We start from the raw sequence: 21,675 nt of genomic DNA, 5'->3' as shown, positions 1-21,675 counted from the left end.
CGGGACGCGGGCGTCGCGATACGCTCGCGCCATGTGCGGCCGCTACACCACCGCCGGTCAGCCGGCCGAGTTCGACGCCCGCTTCGACGCCTCCGCGGCCGAGCTCGGCTCGTCCCTGGGGCGCTACAACGTCGCTCCGCGCCAGCAGGTCGGCGTGGTCGAGCGGGCGGAGGACGGCGACCTGGCCGGGCTGACGGCCCGCTGGGGCCTGCTGCCGCGGTGGGCGAAGACGAGCAAGGACCGCCTCCAGCCGATCAACGCCCGCAACGACAAGCTGCTCGAGTCGAAGATGTGGCGGCCGCTGCTCAACACGGCGTCGCACCGCGTGCTGATCCCCGCCGACGGCTGGTACGAGTGGATCAAGGCCGAGGCGAAGGGCGAGAAGCCGGCCCCGTTCCACCACGTCGTCGACGGCGGCGGATGGTTCGCGTTCGCCGGCCTGAAGAACACCACGAAGGTCGACGACCTCGATGAGCCGATCACCACGGTCACGATCGTCACGACCACCGCCAACGGCCCCGCGTCCCGCGTCCACGACCGCATGCCCGCCGTCCTGGCGGGGCGCGAGGAGGAGCTCGCCTGGCTGAACCCCGACCTGGGGGCCGAGGACGCGATCGAGCTGATCCAGCCGCTCGCCGACGACCGCGTCACCCTGTCGCCGGCCTCGAAGAAGGTCAACGCGGTGAAGAACCAGGGCGCCGAGCTGCTCGACCCCGGCGTCGAGATCGACTGACCCCCGCCGGCGTCGCCCGCGACCGGCTCCGGGCCGGGACGACGGAGGGCGACTGGACGGACGACCTACGGAACGGGGCGGGATCGGCTCCCCGGCCCGCAGGTGACCTATGCTCGCCGAGGCGTTTCCTCGACGTCGCCTCGATGTGCGACGAAGGACCGATGGATGCGCCGACGGACCCGCAGGACCGACACCGAAGGACCGCGCCGACAGTGGGGCTCGGACCGGCGCGACGCGCCCGACCCGGTGGCCCCTCCCGCGTCGGACGTGGGCATCGCGCTGAGCAAGCTCGCGGTCGTCCTGACCGTCGTCGGCTGGCTCGGCTTCATCGTGCTCAGCGCGTCGCGGACGACGGCCCTGGGGGGCGGCGAGCTCCCGATCGACGCCGGCCTCGTCGGGTACGTCGTGGTCACCACCCTCCTGGGGTGCTCGGCGCTCGCCTACCTGATCGCGCGCCTGGGCCACCTCGCCCGCACGCGGACGCACCGTCGGGCGAGCGTGCGCGAGCTGCGCGACTTCGCCGGACGGGCGCCGACGCTCACCGTGCTCGTCCCGTCCTACCAGGAGGACGACCGCGTCAACCGGCTCACGCTGCTGTCCGCCGCGCTGCAGGAGTACCCCGACCTCGAGCTCGTGCTGCTGATCGACGATCCGCCGTCGCCGCGGTACGCACGCCCGGCCGCGATGCTCGCCGACGCCCGGCGACTCCCCGGAGAGCTCGAACGGCAGCTGGCCGAGCCCCTCGGCCGTGCCCTGCGTGCCCTCGACGCCTTCGACGAGCGCACCGACGGCCGCTCGGCTCAGGCGGCGGACGAGGCGCTCCGGGTCGCCGAGGCCCACGACGACGCGGCCGCGTGGCTGGAGCGGTCCGGCGCCGAGTACGTCGTCGTCGACCACACCGACCGGTTCCTCGTCGAGCACGTGCTGCTCGCGCTCGCCCGGGACCTGCGTGCGACCGCCGCGGCCCTCCGCGAGGCCACGGACGCCGGCGCGACCCTCCCGCGAGCCGCCCTGCGCGGCCACCTCCAGCGCCTGCCGCACATCTTCGGGGCCCGCATCTCGAGCTTCTCGCGCAAGCGCTACGTCTCGCTCTCGCACGAGCCGAACAAGGCGATGAACCTGAACAGCTACCTCGGGCTGATGGGCGGCGCCTTCCGCGAGCGGACCGGCCCGGACGGGGTCGCACTGGTGCCCGCCCCGGAGGCGGAGGCCGACCTCGTCGTCCGCGATCCCGACTTCGTGCTGACCCTGGACTCCGACAGCCTGCTGCTGCCCGGGTACTGCCTGCGGATCACCCGCCTGCTCGAGCAGGCCCAGCACGCGCGGATCGCCGTCGCCCAGGCCCCGTACAGCGCCTTCCCCGGGGCGTCCACGCGGATCGAGCGGATCGCGGGCGCCACCACGGACCTGCAGTACCTCGTGCACCAGGGGATGACCGCCTACGGCGCGACGTTCTGGGTCGGCGCCAACGCGGTGCTGCGCAAGCGGGCGCTGGACGACCTCTGCGAGGTCGACCACGAGGGCGACTGGGAGATCCGCCGCTACGTCTCGGACCGGACGGTCATCGAGGACACCGAGTCCAGCATCGACCTCGGCACGCACGGGTGGGGGCTCCTGAACTACCCCGAGCGGCTCAGCTACAGCGCCACTCCCGCGGACTTCGGGGCGCTCTCGATCCAGCGCGGGCGGTGGGCCAACGGTGGCCTGCTCATCCTCCCGCGGCTGTGGCAGCAGGTCCGGGCCCGCCGGCGGCGCGGGGAGCGCCCGCGGTTCGGCGAGGTCTTCCTCCGGGTCAACTACATGGCCTCGATCGCGTGGAGCACCGCGGGGCTCCTGTACCTCCTGGTGTTCCGCTTCGACGACCGGCTGCTCAGCCCGTTCATCGTCCTGATCTCCGTGCCGTACTTCGTGGCGCTCGCAGCCGACCTGCGGTCGTGCGGGTACCGCGCCCGGGACGTGCTCGGGATCTACGGCTTCAACCTCGTCCTCCTCGCCGTCAACCTGATGGGCGTGATCAGCTCACTGGTCCAGGGACTGACCAGCACGAAGGCGGCGTTCCGCCGCACCCCCAAGGTGCGTGGGCGGACGGCTCCGTCCCTCCTGTTCGTCCTCGCCCCGTACGTCTTCGTCGCGTTCTCCGTGGTCACGTTCCTCGGCGACTTCGGACGGGAGCGCTGGCTCAACGCGGGCTTCGCCGCGATCAACGGCATCCTCGCGTCGTTCGCCATCGTCGCCTACATCGGGGTCCGCAACTCGGTCGTGGACGTGGGCGTGAACGTCCTCTCCTGGCTGCACCGGCCGTCGGACACCGCGCGACCGGCCCCGATCCGCGCCCGTCGCCGCGTCACGACCGTGCGGACGCCGGCGGCCCCGGCCACGCCCCACTGGGCCGCGGTCCTCGGGGAGCTCGCCGGCGACGATCCCGTCGTCCCGCGCGTCCCGCCTCCGGTCCGTCCCGGGCCGCCGGACGTCGTCGTCGGGACGACGCCCGTCGTGGTGCCGCCCGCGGCCGCCACCGCCGCGACGGCGGGCCTCGCGGTGGCGGCCACCGCGCTGTCCTCGATCGCCGAGCACCGACCCGAGAGCCTGGACCGATGAGCAGGGACGGCCTCCCCCCGCGGGCGAGCAGACCGGCCCCGGTCCCGCCCGGACCCGACCCCTCGACCCTCGGCGATGCGCCCGAGCCGCGGCTCTCGCCGGTCCGGGTCGCGCTGGCCCTCGCCGTCTGCGTGCTGGTCGCCGCCGGCGCCTGGCTCGCCGTGTCCCCGCCCGGGTCCGCGAGGAGCACGACGGACGAGCCGCGACCAGCCGCGTCCGGGACGTGGTTCGCGCCCTACGTGGACGTGACGCTCACGCCGACCCTGGCCTTCCAGGACCGGGCCGTCCACCTCGCCCGCGACCTCGTCCTCGGGTTCGTCGTCGCGGACCCGAAGGACGGCTGCCGCCCGAGCTGGGGCGGATTCCACTCCCTCGACGACGCGGCGGCCGTGCTGGACCTCGACCGACGGGTCGCCCAGGTCCGCGGGCAGGGCGGCGACGCGATCGTCTCGTTCGGGGGGCAGGCAAACTCCGAGCTCGCCCTGACCTGCCGCGATCCGGGGGCGCTGGCCCGGGCGTACCGCGAGACGCTCGACCGGTACTCCGCCGACACCATCGACATCGACGTCGAGGGCTGGGCGCTGCGCAACGTGGTGGCCAACGCCCGGCGGGCCGCGGTGATCGCCACCCTGCAGCGGGAGGCGCGCGCGTCCGGCGGACGGCTGGCCGTCTGGCTGACGGTCCCGGTGCTGCCGACCGGGCTCCAGGCGGACGCCGTGGCGTTCGTCCGCGGCACCCTCGCCGCCGGCATCGACGTCGCCGGCGTCAACGTCATGGCGATGGACTTCGGCGGCGACGCGCACACCGACATGCCCGGGGCCATCACCGCCGCCCTCCGGGCCAGCCACGCACAGCTCGGCGCGCTCTACGCGGCCCGGGGCCGCGCCCTCCCCGCCGCCGACGTCTGGCGTCGGCTCGGCGTGACCGTGATGATCGGCCAGAACGACGTCCCGGCGGAGCGCCTGAGCGTCGCCGGCGCCCGGCGGGTCGCCGCCTTCGCCCGCCAGAAGGCGCTCGGCCGGGTGTCGATGTGGTCGCTCAACCGGGACGCGCCGTGCGGCGTCACGTTCCTCGTGGTCGGCACCCGGTCGAACCTCTGCAGCGGCGTGAAGCAGGAGGACCACGAGTTCACCCGGGTGCTGGGGCGCCTGGCGGGCAACGCCCGGGCGGCCGCCCGTCGCACGCCCTCCGAGGCGGCGCAGCCCCGGGCGACGGTCGCCTCCGTCGACGACCCCGCCAAGAGTCCCTACCCCGTCTGGACCCCGGCGGGCGGATACACCACCGGGACGAAGATCGTCTGGCACCAGGCGGTCTGGCAGGCCCGCTGGTTCACGCAGGGCGCGACGCCGGACGCCCCGGTCGACGTGACGAACCACCCGTGGGCCCTCGTCGGTCCCGTGCTGCGCGGCGATCGCCCGCCCGTGATCGCGCGCAGCGCCCCCGGCACCCACCCCGCCTGGTCGAGGGCGACCGCCTACCGCCAGGGAGCGCGGGTCCTGAAGGACGGGCTGCCCTACCGCGCGGCGTGGTGGACGAAGGGCGACGTCCCGGGGGCGCCGCCGACCCGCGACGGCCCGTCGCCCTGGACGCCGCTGTACCCGGTGCCCGGCGTTCCGGCCCCCGACGCCGTCAAGCCGCAGACCCCGGCGGCCGGCGGGCCCTCGACGCGCGGCGGCTGAGTCGCGCGGCGGCTCGAGCCCGGCGGCGGCTGAGCCCGGCGGCGATTCAAGCCCGGCGGCGGCTCGGAGGGCGAGAACCGCCGGCGGGAGGACCGGTGCCACGGCCCCGACCGTCGGACGGCCGGAGGGCGTCGTTCCGGGCCCGGAACGACGAAACCCCCGTCGATGACGGGGGCTTCTTCCCAAGTGCCTCGGGAGGGACTCGAACCCTCAACCTTCGGATTAAGAGTCCACTGCTCTAACCAGTTGAGCTACCGAGGCCCGAGCATCGTACAAGATGCTCCGGGATCGATGTCGCGTGGCCGGAGGGGCTACTTGCCCTCGTCCGGGAGCGTCACCGTGCCGCCCGGGGTGGTCCCGCCGCCCTGCGCCGCCTGCAGCGCGGCCTGGGCCTTCGTGTCGTTCGGGTTCTTGGCAAGCGCGATCGTGGCGTCGATCAGCTTCTCGTCGCTCTTGGGGGCGACGTCGCGCAGCTTGGTCTCGGTGATCTTGGCCAGCCGCTCGCGCTTGGCGGCGTACTGCGCCTGCAGCAGGGCGATGTAGGTCTCGGCCGGGACCGGCGTGCCGTCGGCCTCCGACTTCTCCTCCACCGCCTGCGTCGACAGGCCCTGGGCGTCGGCCCAGTCGGCCGGGCGGTTCAGGTTCTCCGGGGAGAACGCGGTCGCCATGCGGTTGGCGACCTGCACGTCGACCGGGTCCGGCTTGAGCGCGAGGTACTTCGACCACGCGGCAGCGGCCCGCGTGAACTGCTCCTTGGCCTCCGGGGTCGCCGCCGTGGCGTCCTGCGGGATCTGCTCGACGCCGGCGGCGTAGCGCAGCGAGGCGATCGAGCCCCAGGCCGCGGCGTCGCGCGGGTTCGCGGCGACGCGCTTCTCCAGCGCGTCGAGGCGATCCTGGTTCTGGTCGCTCAGCGACTGCGTGCTGGCGGAGTTGCTGTTGCCGCCGAAGATGCCGGGCAGGCCGGTACCGACGCCGAAGAGGATCGTGCCGCCGACGAGGACCACGGCGAGGACGACGTAGACCACCTGGACGGCGCGCTTGCGGCCCGGGGCGCGCAGGTCGAAGAGCATGGGGCCAGGATAGAGGGCGGCGAGCGTTCACCCGCCACCGGCCTCCCACCGCCCCGCCGAGGACGCCGTCGACGACGTCCCGGGCGGGCGTCCCCGAGCTGCGGGTCAGCGCGCCGGCGGACCGGGCGCGTCGTCGTCCGACGCGTCCTCGGTCTCGACCTCGGAGCGGGGCTCCGGGCGGTCGGCGTCGTCGGCCCGGGCGTACGGGTCGGCCGCGTCGAGCGCGTCGGCCTCGGCCTCCCAGCCCTCGGGCCTCGCGGAGCCGTCGCCCGACCCGGCGCCCCGGGTCCCGGGTGCGTCGTCCTCGGCGTACGGGTCCGCGGCGTCCAGGGCGTCGGCGCGGGACTCCCAGTCCTCCGGCGCCGGCTTGGGCACGACGTCCCCGGGACCCGCGGGACGGGGACCGGCCGGGTCGCCGAGCAGCGCCGGGTCCGGGTCCTCGCCGTGGGGCGGCTCGTCGTCGTCCTCGTCGTCCAGCGCGAAGTGGTCGAAGGATCCGCCGGGACCGAAGTCCTCGTCGTCGTCGTCCGGGTCCTCCTCCGCGGAGGAGGCCGGGGCGGGGCGCGGCGGGCGGGGGCGGTCGTCGTCCTCGTCGTCGCGCTCGGAGACGTCGTCCTCCTCGCGGTACCCCTGCTCGCCGAACTCCCGCCACTCGGAGAGCCGTCCGCTGACGCCGCCGACGGGGGCCCGTCGCTCGAGCAGCGACGCGACCGCGACGCTCAGCTCGAACAGCACGACGAGCGGGGCCATCATCAGCAGCATCGTCACGGCGTCCGGCGTCGGGGTGATGACGGCGGCGACCACTGCGGCGACGATCGCCACGAAGCCGCGCTTCTTGCGCATCTGCTTCGCGCTCAGGATCCCCAGGCGCGAGAGCGCGATGACGAGGACGGGGACCTGGAAGATCAGCCCGGAGCCGGCCACGAACAGGGCGACGAACTTGTAGTAGTCCTTGGCCTGGACCAGGATGTCGAAGTTGTCGGCGTTGAAGTTCTGGAGGAAGTCCACCGCTCGTGGCAGCGCCAGGAAGTACGCGAACGCCACGCCGGCGTAGAACAGGAACGGCACCCCGATCAGCAGCGGGACGATGGCCCGTCTCTCGCGTGAGGTGAACGCCGGGATCAGGAACGCGTAGAGCTGGTAGAGCAGCAGCGGCAGCGACAGCACCAGGGCGCCGTACATCGCCACGTTCAGCGTCTGGAAGAACGGCTCCGCCACGCCCAGGGTCACGGGCTTGCGCGTCGTGCTCGTGGGCGCGAGCTCCTGCGTGGTCCGCAGCGCCTTCAGCGCCTGCGCCTTCTGCAGCGCCTCGGTGCGGGAGTCCCCGGGGGCCGGTGCGACGACGAGGGGCTCGAACGCCCGCAGGGCGGCGGCGACGGACCGCTCGAAGCAGACGGACTGCTGGCTGTCGTTGCTCTTGCCCGTGCACTTCTTCGCGTTGACCTTCTGCGACTTCTCGAGCGGCGAGTTGACGATCTCGAGGATGTTGCCGTTCTGCCAGTAGGCGAACGCGAACGCGACGATGAAGATCGCGATCATCGTGATGATCCGCGTCCGCAGCTCCGTGAGGTGCTCGACCAGCGTGAAGCGGTCCTCGTGGGAGACCGGCCGGAGCTTCGCCATGGAGGGCTACGCGCGCGGGGTGCGGCGCGGCTCGTCGACCGGCTCGCCGGTCACGGCCTCGGTCCCGTCGGCGTGCTGCGCCGAGGGGAGGTCCTTCTTGTCGTCGTCACCGGAGGTGACCGACTTCTGGAAGTCCCGGATGTTGGAGCCGAGGGCCTTGCCGACGCCCGTGAGGCGCTTCGGGCCCAGGACGAGCAGCACGACCGCGAGGACGATGACGGCAGTCACCGGGGTGATCAGTGCGAGGGGCATGGTGGGATCCTCCCAGGTCATCTCACGGAAGGGAACGCCCCCGGACGCCCACCGGATGCAGACCTGGACGCTCGGCGGCCCGCGGGGCCGGCCCGCAGAGGCCTAGAGCCGTCGATCGACGACGCCGCGCGCGACCAGGCCGAGCGCCGTCCGCCGCGCCTCGTCCAGGCCGTCGGGCAGCGCCGCGACGCCGTCGGCCACCAGGGCCCGGGCCCGCTCCTCGGTGACGTCCGTCGCCCCGGTCGCCGCGATGCGGTCGCACACGTCGGCGGCCTGCTCGGCGGTCGTGATCGTCCGGACGTCGAGGGCGCGGAGCTCCGGGTCGCGCTCCCGGGCCACGAGCATCGGCAGCGTGACCGTGCCGTCCAGCAGGTCGGTCCCCCGGGGCTTGCCGGTCTGCTCGGGCGGGGCGACGACGTCCAGGACGTCGTCGAACAGCTGGAACGCGACACCTATGGCCGACGCGAAGCGGGCGAACGCCTCGTCCTCCTCGCCGGCGGCGAGTGCCCCGAGGCGCGCCGAGGCCTCGAACAGCGCGCCGGTCTTCAGGTGGCAGCGCCGCAGGTAGCGCTCCTCGTCCACGTCGGCGCTCCAGGCGTCGGCGCGCTGCAGGAGCTCGCCCTGGGCCAGCTCTCGTGACGCGCGCGCCAGCACGCGCAGCGCCCGGGCGTCCCCACCGCCGGCCAGGGTGCCGAAGGCGGCGGCGAAGAGGACGTCGCCCAGGCACGTCGCGGCGGCACGGCCGTCGCGGGCGAACGCGGTGGGGCGCCCGCGCCGCAGCAGGCCCGCGTCGAGCACGTCGTCGTGCAGCAGCGTCGCGGTGTGGGTCAGCTCGACCGCGACGCCTGCGCGCACCACCGCCGCGCGGGCCGGACCGTCGGGATCGGCCACGTCCGGACCGCCGACCACGATGGCCAGCAGCGGCCGCAGGCGCTTGCCGCCCGCGGCGACGGTGTCGAGGGCCGCGGCGTCGAGGGGTCCTGAGCCGGGCGCCGCCGCCGTCCGGAGCGCCGCCTCCACGTCGGCCAGGACCGCGGGGACGTGGTCGCCGGCGGCGGCGAGGATCGGCAGCACGGCGGCGGGGACGCGGTCCTGGGATGCGCCGTTCGCAGTGCTCACCGGACGAGCGTAGCCGGACCGCACCTGCCGGCGAGGCGGGGTGCGGGCCCGTCGACCGGGACGGGCCCGCCGGGCCCCCGTCCGCCGAACGCCCCAGGGACCCGGGTGGGCCGGGCCGAGGCGCCGCGATGGTCCCCTGACGCCCGGCCCTCGGACGGCGACGGCCGGGCTCTCGCCCGGCCGACGCCGTGTCCTGCCGATCGCTCCGGGACGTCGCCCGGGGCGGGACCTACGGGGCCTTGCTCGGGGCCGATCCGCCCTCGGACTCGGCTCCGCCGCCCTCGGCGCCGGTGGCGCTCGCACCCTCGTCCTCGCCGCCGCTCTTCAGCGACGACAGGAAGAAGGCCATCTTGTCGATCTGGTCGGCGCCCAGGTCCGCGAAGGACGGCATCGGCGCGGTCGGGTTGATCAGCGTCTCGCGGATCGCGCCCTCCTTCAGCCGATCGCCGATCTCGGTCAGCGGCGGCCCGGGGCCGTCGTTGCCGTTCTCACCGATCTTGTGGCAGCCACCACACGAGCTCTGGGCGACGAGCTTGCGCCCGAGGTCCCACTTGGTCTGCGTGGCCTGGTCCGCCTCCTGGATCGCAGGGGGCGGCCCGAGCTCGATCCGGGACGGGGCGCCGGCCTCGGCACCGAGGTACGAGAGGAAGAACATCGCGCCGATGAGGAAGATGCCCGTCGTCGTCGCGATCGGCCGGCGCAGCGGGTGCCGCTCCGGGTTCCGGTCGTAGAACGGGAGCAGGATCAGCAGCAGGATCGAGATCGTCGGGATGCCGACGGTCGCGAGACCCACCAGGTACGGCGGCTTGACGACGCGCAGCAGCTCGAACGCCCAGAAGTAGTACCACTCCGGTCGCGGGGCGTAGGTGGTGGTCGTCGCGTCGGCCTTGGCCGTCAGCTCGCCGCCCAGGAGCAGCGAGAGCAGCATGATCGTCCCGATGACGACGATCATCATCACGCCGTCCTTGACGATGATGTAGGGGAAGAACGGCTTCCCCTGCGCCTTCAGGACGGCGTATTCGCGGAGGTACTCCTCCTTCTCGCGCTGGTTCATTCCTGGTGCTCCTTCAGGCCGGCGCTGACCTTGTCAGCCCGGACCCACGGGGGGGCGGTGGTACCCAGCTTGATCACCAGGTAGAGGTGCGCGCCGATCAGGCCGATCAGGGCGCCCGGGATGATCATCATGTGGATCAGGTAGAAGCGGGACAGCGTCAGCGTGGTGACGTCCGGTCCGCCGAGCGCGATGTCCGGCGTGAACGGCCCGACGATCGGCGCGTTGCCCGCGATGTTCATGGCCACGACCGACGCCCAGTAGGCGCGCTGGTCGAACGGCAGCAGGTAGCCGGTCACCGACATCAGCATCGTCAGGACGAGCAGGACGACGCCGATGACCCAGTTCAGCTCACGCGGGTACTTGTACGCGCCGAAGAAGAACGTCCTGGCCATGTGCAGGAAGATCAGCACCACCATCACGGTGGAGCCCCAGCGGTGCATGCCGTGCACGAACTCGCCGAGGAAGACCTCGTTGTTGATGTACTTCATCGACTCGTACGCGCGGGTGGCGGACGGTTCGTAGTACATGCCGAGCACGATGCCCGTGATGACCTGGTTGATGAAGGCCACCATCGTGGCCGTGCCCAGGGTGTAGAACCAGTTCGTCCCCTTGGGGATCGGCCGGAACATGACCCAGCGCATCGTGCCCGAGAGGGACGTGCGCTCGTCCACCCAGTCGACGGCGTGGATGCCGGCGTCCTGGGCGTGACCGATCGGGCCCTTCTTCTCGACCGGATCGCCCGGCCGGGTCGGTGCCCGCAGCCCGACGGGCAGCGAGGGGAGGAGCTTCAGCTTCGCCATGAGATCAGGTGCCCGGGATCTTGCGCTGGGTCGGGCGCGACGGGAAGAGGTACTGCCCGATGCCGTCGAGCGGCTGGCCGGGCGGACGCGGGGAGAAGCGCTCGATCTGCGAGTTGACCGAGAAGCGCTTGCCGACCTGCACCCGGCCGTCGACGACGCGGGTGTAGAAGCGGTCGAGCGGACGCACCGGCGGGCCGGCGGCGACCTCGCCGCGGAAGTCGTAGACGCCGCCGTGGCACGGGCACACGAAGTTCTTCGCGGCCTGCACGTACCGGGCGGGGCAGCCCATGTGCATGCAGCGGGACGAGATCGCGATGACCTGGTTCCACTTGTCGGCGGGCTCCTTGTCCACGGTGCCGTTGCGCTTGCGCAGGTAGGCGGTGGACTTGCCGACCTGACCCGTCTTCGGGTCGAGGGTGATGACGCGGGGCACGTACGTGTCGTCCGGGATCTCGTCCAGCGGGCCGACGTCGTGCCAGCCCGTGTCCACCTCCACGAACGGCTGGCCGACCGCGAATCCGGTCGCCGCGAGCGCGACGCCGCCGATGGCGACCCCCGCTGTGGCGTTGGCCGCGAACACCATGAGGCGGCGACGCGTGACGGTCTCCCCCTCGAAGGCTCCGGGGATTCCGCGGTCGATGGTGTACTTGCTCTGCGCTGGGCGTCGGTCTGACACGTGTGAGGCTCCTGCGTCGTCCCACGAGGGAAGCGTGAGGACCGGCGGATCGTACCTGCCCGGGCCCCAATCGCGATCCGTCCTTGGAGTCCGCTCGGCGTGCTAGTGCTCGGGCGGCCCGTCGGGCGAGGCGGCCGAGACCGCGGTTAGGGCGTTGGAATCTGGCAGTCCGCCGTCGCGGACGTCCCGGAGGAGTACCGCTGCACGAGATCCCGCACCTCCGCCGAGAGCGGCCGCGGCGGCGCTCCAGAGGACCGTGGTGCGCGCGGCGGCCTCGTCCGGGGCCCCCGTGCCGCCCGCCTCCTCACCGTCGGACGCGGGGCCGATGGCCATGGCCGGGGGGCCGTGGAGGCGGGCGACCAGCGCGACGACGTCGGCCAGGATCGCGACCTCGTCGGTCCATCCCCCGACCGCGAGCCGCTCGAGCCCGAGGGCGTACAGGCGGTCGCCGGCCAGCAGGGCGAGGTCGCGGTCGTCCGTCCGCACGACGCGCGCGTGCTCGGGAGCGTGGTGGAGCAGCTCGGCCTCGCGGGTGGCCTCGGCCGCCAGGGACAGGGCGGGGCCGACGTCGGCCGCGCGCGGACCGTCGGCCACGGCCCGGCCGATCCGGTCGTCGGCGTCCGGCAGGGGGTCGTGGACGACCTCGGGGGGCAGGCCGCCCTCCTCGCGGAGCGCCGCGGCGAGCCGGGCCAGGACCGGCGTGCCGGCCGCCCCGGGACTCACCAGGCGCTCTCGAACGCGGCGGCGGCGGCCTCGACCGTCAGCTTCACGTGCTCGGGCTCGTGGGCGAGCGACACGAACATCGCCTCGAACTGGGACGGGGGTGCGTAGATCCCGCGGGCGAGGAGCCCGCGGCACCACCGCCCGTAGGCCTCGGTGTCGCACGCCTTCGCCTCGTCGTAGTCCGTGATCGGCGTCGGGCTGAAGAACACGGTGACGAGGCCGGTGACGCTGACGACCTGGACCGGCCGGTCGCCGGCGGCCTCCCGCAGCCCGCCGGCGAGCGCCGTGGTCGTCTCGTCGATCCGGGCGTATGCGGCGTCGTCGAGCATCCGCAGGCTCGTGAGGCCGGCCGCGACCGCCAGGGGATTGCCAGACAGCGTCCCCGCCTGGTACACGTCGCCCAGCGGCGCGAGGCGCTCCATCAGCTCGCGGGAGCCGCCGAACGCCGCGGCCGGGAGCCCGCCGCCGAGGACCTTGCCCATCACCGTGAGGTCGGGCGTGACGCCCTCGCGCTCCTGGGCGCCGCCGGGACCGACGCGGAACCCGCTGATGACCTCGTCGAAGACCAGGAGCGCGCCGTGCTCCTCCGTCTGCTCCCGGAGGAAGGCCAGGAAGCCGTCCGCAGGGGGCACGAGGCCCATGTTGCCGGGGTAGGGCTCGCAGACGAGCGCAGCGACCTCGTGCTCCCGGAGTGCGGCGGTCACGGCCTCGCGGTCGTTCCAGGGGACGACGATCGTCGCGGCGGTCGCCGAGGCGAGGACGCCGGCCGAGGCGGGGATGCCCTGCGTGGCCAGCCCGGAGCCGGCGTCCGCGAGGAGCCCGTCCACGTGCCCGTGGTAGTGCCCGGCGAACTTGACGATCACGTCGCGGCCGGTCGCGGCGCGGGCGAGCCGGATCGCGCTCATCGAGGCCTCGGTGCCCGACGAGGTCATCCGCAGCATCTCGACGGACGGCACGCGGGAGGCGATCTCCTCCGCGATCTCGACCTCGGCGAGCGTCGGGGCGCCGAAGGTGGTCCCCGCGGCGGCGGCGTGGTGGATCGCGGCGAGGATGTCCGGGTGCGCGTGCCCGTGGATCAGCGGGCCCCAGGAGCAGACCCAGTCGACGTAGCGGTTGCCGTCGACGTCGACGAGGTCGACCCCGCGTGCGCGCTCGACGAACAGCGGGTCGCGCCCGATCGAGCGCATCGCGCGGACCGGGGAGTTCACGCCGCCGGGGAGCACCCGGCGGGCGCGGGCGAAGAGCTCGGCGGACTTGGCGTCGGTGAGGGAGATCGGCACGGGTCGGGGTCCTCGGGAGAGCGGGTGTGGGCGCAGCGGACGCGGCCGGCCGACGGGAGGACGCCCGCGCGGCCGGCCCGGGTCAGACCCCGGCGTTCTGGCGTTCCCAGTCCTTGAACTGCTCGGTGAAGTACTGCAGCCGGATCTTCTTGAACTCGGTCGAGCTGTACAGCGTCGAGCGGTCCTCGATGCCGGGGACCTCGTTGGCGATCGCGTCGAGGATCGCGTCGCACTCCTCCTTGGAGCGCCCGTGGGCCATCGTGAAGACCTGGTACTTCCAGTCCGCGTACGTCGGCCGCTGGTAGCAGTGCGAGATGCCGCGGTAGGCGGCCATCCGGATGCCGATCTCCTCGATGCGGTCCGGGTCGACCTGCCACACGCCCATGCCGTTGGCGGAGAAGCCCGCGCGACGGTGGAAGAGGATCGCGGCGACGCGGCGCAGGAGCTTGCGCTCCGTCATCCCCTCGAGGTGCTCGAGCAGCGCCTCCTGGGAGATGCCCAGGGCCTTCGCGGCGGGCGCGAACGGCTCCTGCACGATCGGCAGCGAGCCCTGGGTCTCGCGCACGACCTTCTTGTCGAACTCGTCGTAGGGCTGGCGCTCGGTCTCGGCCGGGGCGACGGCCACGCCGGCCGTGGCGAGGTCCTTCGTGTCGCCGGCCATGTCGAGGTCCATGCGGATCTTGAACAGCTGGAGCGTCGGCAGCTGACGGATCGACTCCGCGCCGGTGAGCTCCTGCAGCACGTCGAGGGTGCCCTGCAGGCCGAGCTTGGAGTCCTCCTCGACCGCCAGCGTGAACCACATGTTGAAGTCGTGGTTGCGCAGGTAGTTGTGCGACACGCCCGGGTGGTCGTTGATGACCTTCGCCGGACGCCACGGGTTCTCGGCGTCGACCTTCGCCGCCACGAGCATCGAGCCGTAGCCGAACGCGCGGGTGTCGTAGATCGGGGTGACCTGCCGGATGATCCGGTCCTTCTCCAGGCGCTGGGTGCGCGCCAGGACCTCGTCCTCGGAGATGCCGACGACCGTCGCGATCTCGGCGTACGGGCGCGGGACCAGCGGGAAGGCGCCCTGCAGGGTGTTCATCAGCGACTTGTCCGTCGCGTCCAAGGGGACGGCGGCGCCGTCCTTCCGGCTGCGGATCTTCGGGACAGCCGTCTTGTCACTGGTGGCCATGCGGGCTCCTCAGGTCGATCCATCCATCGTACGGACGAGGAGGGGGGTGCGGTTCGCGCCAGGACGAATCCGACGCGGGAGCGTCGGTTCCCGACGGCCGGGCCGTCCGGGTCCCGCCGCCGACCGCCACCGGCGCGAACCGCATCAGGGCTTGCCGGCAGGTCGGGGCGTCGGCCGCGCCAGAACGGCTCCGGGGCGGGAGCGTCGGTTCCCCACGGCCGGGCCGTCCGGGTCCCACCGGCGACCGCCACCGGCGCGGACGACGGAGGGCGGCGCGGGGGCCGGGCCGTCCGGGTCCCGCCGCCGACCGCCGCCGGCGCGAACCGCACCAGGGCCTGCCGGCAGGTCGGGCGACGGTCGCCGCGCTCGGGTCAGCCCTGCAGGCGGCGGGCCGCGTCGACCGCGAAGTACGTGGCGATGACGCTCGCGCCGGCGCGACGGATCGCGAGGAGGGACTCCATGGAGACCAGCGCCTCGTCGACGTAGCCCGCCGCGGCGCCGGCCTTGATCATCGAGTACTCGCCGCTGACCTGGTACCCGGCGACGGGGACGTCGACGGCGTCGCGGGTGCGGCGCACCAGGTCCAGCGCGGGGCCGGCGGGCTTGACCATGATCATGTCCGCGCCCTCCTCGACGTCCTGCCGGGCCTCGCGGATCGCCTCGTCGCCGTTGGCGGGATCCATCTGGTAGCTGCGGCGATCGCCGAACGCGGGCGTGGAGCCCGCGGCCTCGCGGAACGGGCCGTAGTACGACGAGGCGAGCTTGCCCGAGTGCGCGACGATCACGACGTCCTGGTGGCCCGCCGCGTCGAGGGCGTCGCGGACCGCGCCGATCCGGCCGTCCATCATGTCGGAGGGGTAGAGGACCTCCGCGCCGGCGGCGGCCTGCGACACCGCGGCGCGGGCCAGCAGCTCCAGGCTCTCGTCGTTCAGCACGTGGCCGTGGTCGTCGAGCAGCCCGCAGTGCCCGTGGTCGGTGTACTCGCACAGGCACAGGTCGGCCCCGACGGTCAGGCCGTCGACCTGCGCGCGGATCTCGCGGCTGGCCCGCTGGACCACCTGGTCGTCGTCCCAGGCGCCCGACCCCTCGTGGTCCTTGTGGAGCGGGATGCCGAAGAGCATCACGCCGCCGACACCCGCGGCTGCCGCCTCGCGCGCCGCCCGCACCGCTCCGTCGACCGTGTGTCGCACGACCCCCGGCATCGCCTCGATCGGCACCGGGCCGTCCTGCCCCTCGCCGATGAACATCGGCAGGACGAGCTGCTCCGGACGCAGCGACGTCTCCCGCACCATCGCGCGCAGGGCGGGGGTGCGCCGCAGACGGCGGGGTCGGGAGCGCGGGAAGGCCATCGCTGCATCGTAGGACGACGGCCGGGGCGGGCAGGCCTGGCGGGCGAGGGGGACGGCCGACGCGGGCGCTCCCCGCCGTCCGGACCGGGGCCTACCGTCCGGTCGATGGAGCGGCGCGGGGAGGACGGACGATGAACGGCGACCCCGTCATGCGGCGCGCGTTCGAGGGCCAGCGGCTGCTGCTCCAGGGCGACCGCGCCGGGGCCCGCGAGGTCTACGACCGCCTCTGGGCCGCGCTGGACGACGCCGGGGACGAGGACCCGATGCACCGCGTCTGGGTCGCCCACGTGACCGCCGACGCCCAGGACGACCCCGCCGAGCAGGTCCACTGGGACCTGGTCGCCCTCCGCGCCGCGGACGCCGCCGCCGAGGCGGGCGGGGTCGACGGCGTCAGCGTGCGGACGTTCTACCCGTCGCTGCACCTGAACCTCGGCGAGGGCTTCCGGCGGCTCGGTGACGACCGGCGGGCCCGCGATCATCTGGCCGAGGCCGAGCGCCACCTGCGGGGGCACCCCGACGACGACGAGCGCGCCGGCATCGCCGCGGCGATCGTCGGGCTGCGCGAGCGGATCGAGGATCCACCCGAGAACCGCCGTCGCCAGGGGCCGGACGCCGCGGATCTCGACCTCGACCTCGGGCTGGACGTCGACCTCGACCTCCCCCTCCGACCGCCGCCGCGCGGCTGACCGGGCGCCCGGGCGCGCCCGGTGCGACAGTGGTCGGATGACCGACGCGCCCTCCATCCTGTTCGTCGCGGACGTCGTCGGCTCGATCGGCCGTCGCGCCCTCCGCGCCGCTCTCCCCGCCCTCCGCGAGGAGCACCGCCCGACGTTCGTCGTCGTCAACGGCGAGAACAGCGCCGGCGGGGTCGGGATCACGTCGAAGATCGCCGAGGAGATGTTCTCCATCGGCGTCGACGCGATCACGCTGGGCAACCACGCGTTCCGCCAGCGCGAGGTGTGGACGTACCTCGACGAAGTCGACCAGATCGTCCGGCCCGCGAACTACCTGGCGTCGATGCCGGGCCACGGGTCGTGCGTCGTCGAGGCCGGCGGCGTGAAGCTCGGCGTCCTGAACGTCATGGGCAACCTCTACCTCGACCCCGGCCGCCACATGTTCACGATGGCCGAGGCCGAGGTCGAGAAGCTGCTGCGCCGCGGCTGCGACCACGTGCTGATCGACGTGCACGCCGAGGCGACGAGCGAGAAGGTCGCGATGGGCTGGGAGTTCGACGGCCGCGTCACCGCCGTCGTCGGCACCCACACCCACGTGCCGACCGCGGACGCGCGGGTCCTGCCCAAGGGCACCGCCTACATCACCGACGTGGGCATGTGCGGGCCCCGCGACTCCGTGATCGGCGTGAAGAAGGAGCTGGCGATCGAGGCGATGCGGACGAAGCTGCCGGTGCGCTTCGAGCCCTCCGAGCGGGACCCGTGGCTCTGCGCCGTCCTGATCCGCGCCGGCGAGCGGCGGTGCAGCGCGGCGTCGATCACGCCGATCCAGGTCTCGCCCCAGGTCTGAGGGCGTCGGCGGCTCAGCCCCGCCGGTCGCCGGAGCCCGTCCGCGCCGCCTCGCGCCGCCGGACGTCGGCCGCCCACGGCGCGTCCTCCTCGGGCACCGGGCCGTGCATCCGCGGCACCACGCCCGGGTGCCCGCCCGCCGGGGCACCGGGCCAGCGCAGCGGGCGATCCCCGATCCCGGCGGCGATCACCAGCGGGACGAGCCACACGAGGTAGAGGTAGAACCAGTACTCCGTCGCCATCTGCAGGCCCAGGATGACCGCCATCACGAGCGCGGCGGTGCCGGTCAGGTCGTGGCGCCGCGGGACCAGGGCGACGAGCACCGCGAAGGCGATGGCGACGTAGCGCACCGCGTCGCGCACCCATCCGGGGAGGTCGTAGTCCGGGAAGCCCCACGGCATGAACGGCGCGGGCCGCCCCGCCTGGTAGCCGACGGTGCGGTCCAGCAGGTGCGGGAAGTTCAGGCCGCGCAGGGCGATGAACGAGACGACGAGGACCAGGAGGCCGGCGCCGAGCAGCACCAGCAGGCCGGACACCGTGCCCCTGCGCAAGCGCGACCCGAACGGCTCGCGGACCCCGTCCTCGCCGCGCGTCGGCCAGAAGGCCGGGGGCGCGTGGTGCACGGGCACAGTCGGCGGGACCCGTCGCCCCGTCGCCAGGACGGGCAGGATCGCGAACGGGGCGATCTTCGCGGCCCCGGCGGCCCCGGCCGCCAGCCCACGGGCGAACGGGCGTGCGCCGACGAGCAGCAGCAGGCCCAGGGCGATCGCGGGCAGGGCGTCGTTGGAGTTGGAGTTCAGGCAGTAGGCCGTGAACGGGCAGGCCAGCCAGAGGTAGGCGTAGAGCGTGCCGCGCCGGTTGCCGAGGGCGCGGACGGTCTCCTGCGCCCGGCCGACCAAGAAGAGGACTGCCGCCGCCAGGGCGTCGAGCCCGATCGCGGCGGCGTGGGCCGCGGGGAGGTCGTCCCACTTCCCCGACCACGGCCAGAGCTGCTCGAACGGCACGTACGCCAGGTAGGTGAGCGGCCCGTAGGTGTCGCCGCGACCGACGTTGGACGGGAACGGCGTGTAGACCGGCATCCCGCCGCCGATCTTGTCCGCCCCGACGACGCTCGCGTAGCCGACGTCGATGACGTTGCCGTCCTCGACGTTCAGCACGATCCGGAAGACGAGCAGGCCGAGGCCGACGACGAGCAGCAGCGACGTCGGGACGAGCAGCAGCAGCGGACGCGGGGCGGAGCGCGGCCGCCGCAGGGCGCGCACCGTCGACCAGAGGAAGAGCGACGCCAGCAGCCCGAAGCTCAGCGGCACCGCCCAGTCCAGGCGGGCGTTGTTGAAGAACGCCAGCGGCGCGGAGAACCCCGCGAGCAGCAGGATCGGCACGGGCGGCCCGCGCAGGGGGCGGAACGAGACGAACGGCAGCAGGAAGAGGACGAGCAGGACGCCCCACAGGTACGGGTTCGTGATGGAGCGGCCGAACGCACCGTCGTAGCCGCGGGCCATCGTCCACGCGACGTAGGGCACGTCCCACGACTCGGTGACCTTCCCCGAAGCGTCGTCGACGATCACCTGGCCGATCTCGGTCAGGGGCTTGCCCTTTGCGTAGATCGACATCTGCCAGCGGGTCTGGCCCTTCATGAAGACCCGGTAGTAGCTGCCCGGGTTCTCGCGGCGGACCCGCTGCCCCTTCGGGTCCTGACGGGCGATCCGCGACGCCTCGCGGGCCGAGAGCCGGTGCCCCGCCGGGGGCTCCGTCTCGGTCGGCGCGTACTCCACGCCGTTGGGGTCGGTCGACCCGGCCCGCGTGACCTGCTGAAGGGGTCCGGAGCCGGTGCCGGCGGCGGGCGCCTGGCCCGACGTCACGGTCGTGGTGACGGTCGTCGTCGTCTGCGCAGCGGCGACGGACGCCTGTCCCGCGAGCGCGAGGATCACGGCGACCAGCACCCCGAGGACGGCCGGGGCGCGGGGGCTCATCGCTCGGCGAAGCTCCAGAGCTTGTTGCCGACGAAGCTCATCGGCGTCGCCGCGCCGATCGCGATCGCCTGCCCGACGAGCTTGCCCGTGCCGAACCCGTCGACCAGCACGTGCAGGACGAGCAGGTTGACCCCGAGGCCGGCCAGGCTGACGGCGACGAAGCGCGCGGCCTGGAACCCGGCGTGCCCGGTGGCGCCCGCGAACGTCCACAGGCGGTTCAGGGCGAAGTTGTTCGTCACGGCGACGGCGAAGCCCAGGAGCGCGGCGAGCCGGTAGTCCCAGCCCAGCGGGCCGGCGGCCACGGCGTAGACGAGCAGGTTGACGACCGCACCCGTCGCCCCGACGACCGCGAAGCGCAGCAGCTGCGTCCACGCGGAGCGGCTCCGCGCGGCCTGGGCCAGGCGGACGCGCAGGGGCGCGGCGGGGGCGGGGAGCTCGAACTCGGAGGTGCTCATGGGCTGCCGGGCGTCGACCCGACTCCGAAGTGGCGGAGGATCATCGGGGTCGCGTCCTCGATGGACCAGGCGTCCTCCGCGAGCTCGGGTCGGCCGCGCGGGTCGTCCTGGTCGACGAGTCCGTGATGGATCAGGATGCCAACCGCGTCGTCGGCGCGCAGCGACCCGTGGCTGCCGCCCCCCAGATGGTCGACGCCGCCCCAGTCGGGGAACTCGGCCCCCTCGCCCGCCGAGAGCAGCAGATCGCCCGAGTTCACGCAGGTCAGGGCCGACCAGCAGCGCCCGAGCGGATCGGGGTGGCTCGCGCTGCGCAGGACGTCGTCCTCCACGGTCGCCCCGACGACCGCGAGGGCCCCCGAGACGATCCACGTGCCGCCGCGTTCGTCGCGCACGACCCGCTCCCCGGGGTCCGCCCCCGTGGCGTCCGGCGCGGGGTCCGTGGGCCGTCCCGACGCCGCGGCGGGACGGAACCGCAGCTCGCCGGCCTCCGCCGCGTCCGCCCCGGAGGAGATCACGCCCCGGCCCTCGGGGTCCCGCCAGACGACGAGCTCGACCCCCTCGATCCCGCGGCCGGTGGCGACGAGCCGCGGGAGGAGGGAGCCGCGCTGCTCCGGGTCCAGGACGTAGACCATGGCCGCGCGGGAGGCCGGGCAGTACGCGATCCGGTCGCGCGTCCTGCGGGCACCGGGCCCCGTGATGCCGAACGGCTCGAACGCCGGGCGCGGGTCGGTCCGTCGGGTCACCAGCGCGTGGGAGTGGTCGGACGCGACGACGAGCGCCCACTCGGCGAAGAACCGGTCGACGCCGCCGGCGGCCTCCGCGACCCGGGCGATCTCGGCGTCGGCGGCCTCGATCGACTCGATCTGGGCGTCCGGGCCGTTGGCGTGGCTGTGCGTGTCGTTGTCGGGCAACGACAGCAGCAGGAAGTCGACGAGGTCGTGCGCGACGAGGTGCGCCGAGACGCACCCGGCGTGCTGGTCGCGCATCCCCGGCCGGCCGAAGCGCGAACGGCACGGCGTGTCCTGCGTCGCGACGAGGTCGGCGAAGAAGAGCTCCTTGGGACCCATCAGCGGGGAGCGCATGACCGACGCGGCCAGGCGGGTGGCCGGGCGGTCCCGCGCGAGGCGGTGGCGGTGACGACCGCGGGTGATGAGGAACGTCGTCCCGCCCGTGCGCACGCCCGCGTCGTCGAGCGCCTCGTAGACCGTCCTCACCTCGGGGGCCAGGTGCCGGCCGTTCAGGTGGTACGTGACGTCTGCGAGCTGCCGGGCGATCCCCAGGCGGCGGGACGCCTGGAAGCTCGACCCGTACTCGACGTACCGGTCGCGCGAGCGGTCCCACCAGTTGATCGACGGGATCCGGTGGCGGTCCTGCCGCACGCCGGTGGCCAGCGCGGTCGCGCAGACCGGCGTGACCGACGGGAAGGCGGCCACCGAGTCGTGCAGCCGTCCCTCGGCCACCGCCCGGGCGAGCATCGGGGCGCGGCCACCGTCGATCGCGCGCCGCAGCTGCGCGGGCGCGCAGCCGTCGACGACCGCGAAGATCAGGCGCCGCGGCGGGCGCTGGTCGGGGTCCGCGATGCGGTGGTCCGGGATCG

At 73.9% G+C, this 21,675-nt stretch carries 19 protein-coding genes and 1 tRNA gene; 5 read left to right on the top strand and 15 right to left on the bottom strand.

Going from position 1 to position 21,675, the window contains the following annotated elements:
* Positions 1 to 31: 31 nt before the first annotated feature.
* The 3 genes from Q7T67_RS17235 (at position 32) to Q7T67_RS17225 (ending at position 5,010) form a co-directional block, all read left to right on the top strand.
* Positions 32 to 733: an SOS response-associated peptidase gene (locus Q7T67_RS17235; RefSeq protein WP_304792538.1), complete on the top strand. Its 702-nt coding sequence runs from the start codon at positions 32 to 34 to the stop codon at positions 731 to 733.
* 165 nt (positions 734 to 898) lie between these two features.
* Positions 899 to 3,331 (top strand): glycosyltransferase family 2 protein, encoded by a 2,433-nt coding sequence (locus Q7T67_RS17230; RefSeq protein ID WP_304792535.1) that lies wholly within the window; start codon positions 899 to 901, stop codon positions 3,329 to 3,331.
* Complete coding sequence (locus Q7T67_RS17225; protein WP_304792532.1) at positions 3,328 to 5,010, top strand: chitinase; 1,683 nt, start codon at positions 3,328 to 3,330, stop codon at positions 5,008 to 5,010. Before Q7T67_RS17230 ends, Q7T67_RS17225 begins: the two co-directional genes overlap by 4 nt.
* Positions 5,011 to 5,197: 187 nt before the next feature.
* Here Q7T67_RS17225 and Q7T67_RS17220 read toward each other — a convergent pair.
* The 12 genes from Q7T67_RS17220 to hemB all read right to left on the bottom strand — a co-directional run bounded on the left by Q7T67_RS17220 (position 5,198) and on the right by hemB (position 16,130).
* Positions 5,198 to 5,271 (bottom strand) — tRNA-Lys (locus Q7T67_RS17220).
* Positions 5,272 to 5,321: 50 nt separating this feature from the next.
* Positions 5,322 to 6,080: a hypothetical protein gene (locus Q7T67_RS17215; protein WP_304792529.1), complete on the bottom strand. Its 759-nt coding sequence runs from the start codon at positions 6,078 to 6,080 to the stop codon at positions 5,322 to 5,324.
* A gap of 105 nt (positions 6,081 to 6,185) precedes the next feature.
* Positions 6,186 to 7,703, bottom strand: a complete 1,518-nt coding sequence (tatC, locus tag Q7T67_RS17210) for a twin-arginine translocase subunit TatC (protein WP_304792527.1) — start codon at positions 7,701 to 7,703, stop codon at positions 6,186 to 6,188.
* Positions 7,704 to 7,709: 6 nt separating this feature from the next.
* Positions 7,710 to 7,955 (bottom strand): twin-arginine translocase TatA/TatE family subunit, encoded by a 246-nt coding sequence (locus Q7T67_RS17205; RefSeq protein ID WP_304792525.1) that lies wholly within the window; start codon positions 7,953 to 7,955, stop codon positions 7,710 to 7,712.
* A 102-nt stretch (positions 7,956 to 8,057) separates the two neighbouring features.
* Positions 8,058 to 9,074: a polyprenyl synthetase family protein gene (locus Q7T67_RS17200; protein WP_304792522.1), complete on the bottom strand. Its 1,017-nt coding sequence runs from the start codon at positions 9,072 to 9,074 to the stop codon at positions 8,058 to 8,060.
* A gap of 229 nt (positions 9,075 to 9,303) precedes the next feature.
* Positions 9,304 to 10,128 carry a c-type cytochrome gene (locus tag Q7T67_RS17195; protein ID WP_304792519.1) on the bottom strand — a complete coding sequence of 275 codons (825 nt, stop codon included), beginning with the start codon at positions 10,126 to 10,128 and terminating at the stop codon, positions 9,304 to 9,306.
* Positions 10,125 to 10,928 (bottom strand): cytochrome b N-terminal domain-containing protein, encoded by an 804-nt coding sequence (locus tag Q7T67_RS17190; RefSeq protein ID WP_304792516.1) that lies wholly within the window; start codon positions 10,926 to 10,928, stop codon positions 10,125 to 10,127. The genes Q7T67_RS17195 and Q7T67_RS17190 overlap by 4 nt, the downstream gene beginning before the upstream one ends.
* Before the next feature lie 4 nt (positions 10,929 to 10,932).
* Complete coding sequence (locus tag Q7T67_RS17185; RefSeq protein ID WP_304792513.1) at positions 10,933 to 11,604, bottom strand: ubiquinol-cytochrome c reductase iron-sulfur subunit; 672 nt, start codon at positions 11,602 to 11,604, stop codon at positions 10,933 to 10,935.
* A 102-nt stretch (positions 11,605 to 11,706) separates the two neighbouring features.
* Positions 11,707 to 12,327, bottom strand: coding sequence for a hypothetical protein (locus tag Q7T67_RS17180; RefSeq protein ID WP_304792510.1), 621 nt, complete (start codon positions 12,325 to 12,327; stop codon positions 11,707 to 11,709).
* A complete protein-coding gene (gene hemL, locus Q7T67_RS17175) occupies positions 12,324 to 13,607 on the bottom strand; it encodes a glutamate-1-semialdehyde 2,1-aminomutase (RefSeq protein ID WP_304792507.1) in 1,284 nt (427 codons plus the stop codon). The genes Q7T67_RS17180 and hemL overlap by 4 nt, the downstream gene beginning before the upstream one ends.
* A gap of 82 nt (positions 13,608 to 13,689) precedes the next feature.
* The gene (locus Q7T67_RS17170; protein WP_304792504.1) at positions 13,690 to 14,781 is read right to left on the bottom strand and encodes an AsnC family transcriptional regulator; all 1,092 of its coding nucleotides are present in this window, start codon (positions 14,779 to 14,781) and stop codon (positions 13,690 to 13,692) included.
* Between the two features lie 371 nt (positions 14,782 to 15,152).
* Complete coding sequence (gene hemB / locus Q7T67_RS17165) at positions 15,153 to 16,130, bottom strand: porphobilinogen synthase (RefSeq protein WP_304792501.1); 978 nt, start codon at positions 16,128 to 16,130, stop codon at positions 15,153 to 15,155.
* Positions 16,131 to 16,261: 131 nt separating this feature from the next.
* On the opposite strand from hemB, the gene Q7T67_RS17160 reads away from it, so the two are divergent.
* Both Q7T67_RS17160 and Q7T67_RS17155 read left to right on the top strand, forming a co-directional pair.
* Positions 16,262 to 16,816: a hypothetical protein gene (locus tag Q7T67_RS17160; protein WP_304792499.1), complete on the top strand. Its 555-nt coding sequence runs from the start codon at positions 16,262 to 16,264 to the stop codon at positions 16,814 to 16,816.
* A gap of 37 nt (positions 16,817 to 16,853) precedes the next feature.
* Positions 16,854 to 17,651: a TIGR00282 family metallophosphoesterase gene (locus Q7T67_RS17155; protein WP_304792495.1), complete on the top strand. Its 798-nt coding sequence runs from the start codon at positions 16,854 to 16,856 to the stop codon at positions 17,649 to 17,651.
* 13 nt (positions 17,652 to 17,664) lie between these two features.
* On the opposite strand, the gene Q7T67_RS17150 is transcribed toward Q7T67_RS17155, so the two are convergent.
* From Q7T67_RS17150 to Q7T67_RS17140, 3 genes are read right to left on the bottom strand one after another with little or no spacing between them, the layout of a single operon-like run.
* Positions 17,665 to 19,623 carry a hypothetical protein gene (locus Q7T67_RS17150; RefSeq protein WP_304792493.1) on the bottom strand — a complete coding sequence of 653 codons (1,959 nt, stop codon included), beginning with the start codon at positions 19,621 to 19,623 and terminating at the stop codon, positions 17,665 to 17,667.
* The gene (locus Q7T67_RS17145; protein ID WP_304792490.1) at positions 19,620 to 20,078 is read right to left on the bottom strand and encodes a GtrA family protein; all 459 of its coding nucleotides are present in this window, start codon (positions 20,076 to 20,078) and stop codon (positions 19,620 to 19,622) included. The genes Q7T67_RS17150 and Q7T67_RS17145 overlap by 4 nt, the downstream gene beginning before the upstream one ends.
* Positions 20,075 to 21,622 carry an alkaline phosphatase family protein gene (locus Q7T67_RS17140; protein ID WP_304792569.1) on the bottom strand — a complete coding sequence of 516 codons (1,548 nt, stop codon included), beginning with the start codon at positions 21,620 to 21,622 and terminating at the stop codon, positions 20,075 to 20,077. The genes Q7T67_RS17145 and Q7T67_RS17140 overlap by 4 nt, the downstream gene beginning before the upstream one ends.
* Positions 21,623 to 21,675: the final 53 nt, after the last annotated feature.

The sequence above is a fragment of the Patulibacter sp. genome, assembly GCF_030655195.1.
In the GTDB taxonomy this organism is placed as follows: Bacteria; Actinomycetota; Thermoleophilia; order Solirubrobacterales; family Solirubrobacteraceae; genus Patulibacter.
The sequence above is the reverse complement of the archived record's forward strand: the minus strand, read 5'-3'. Positions and strand labels throughout refer to the sequence as shown.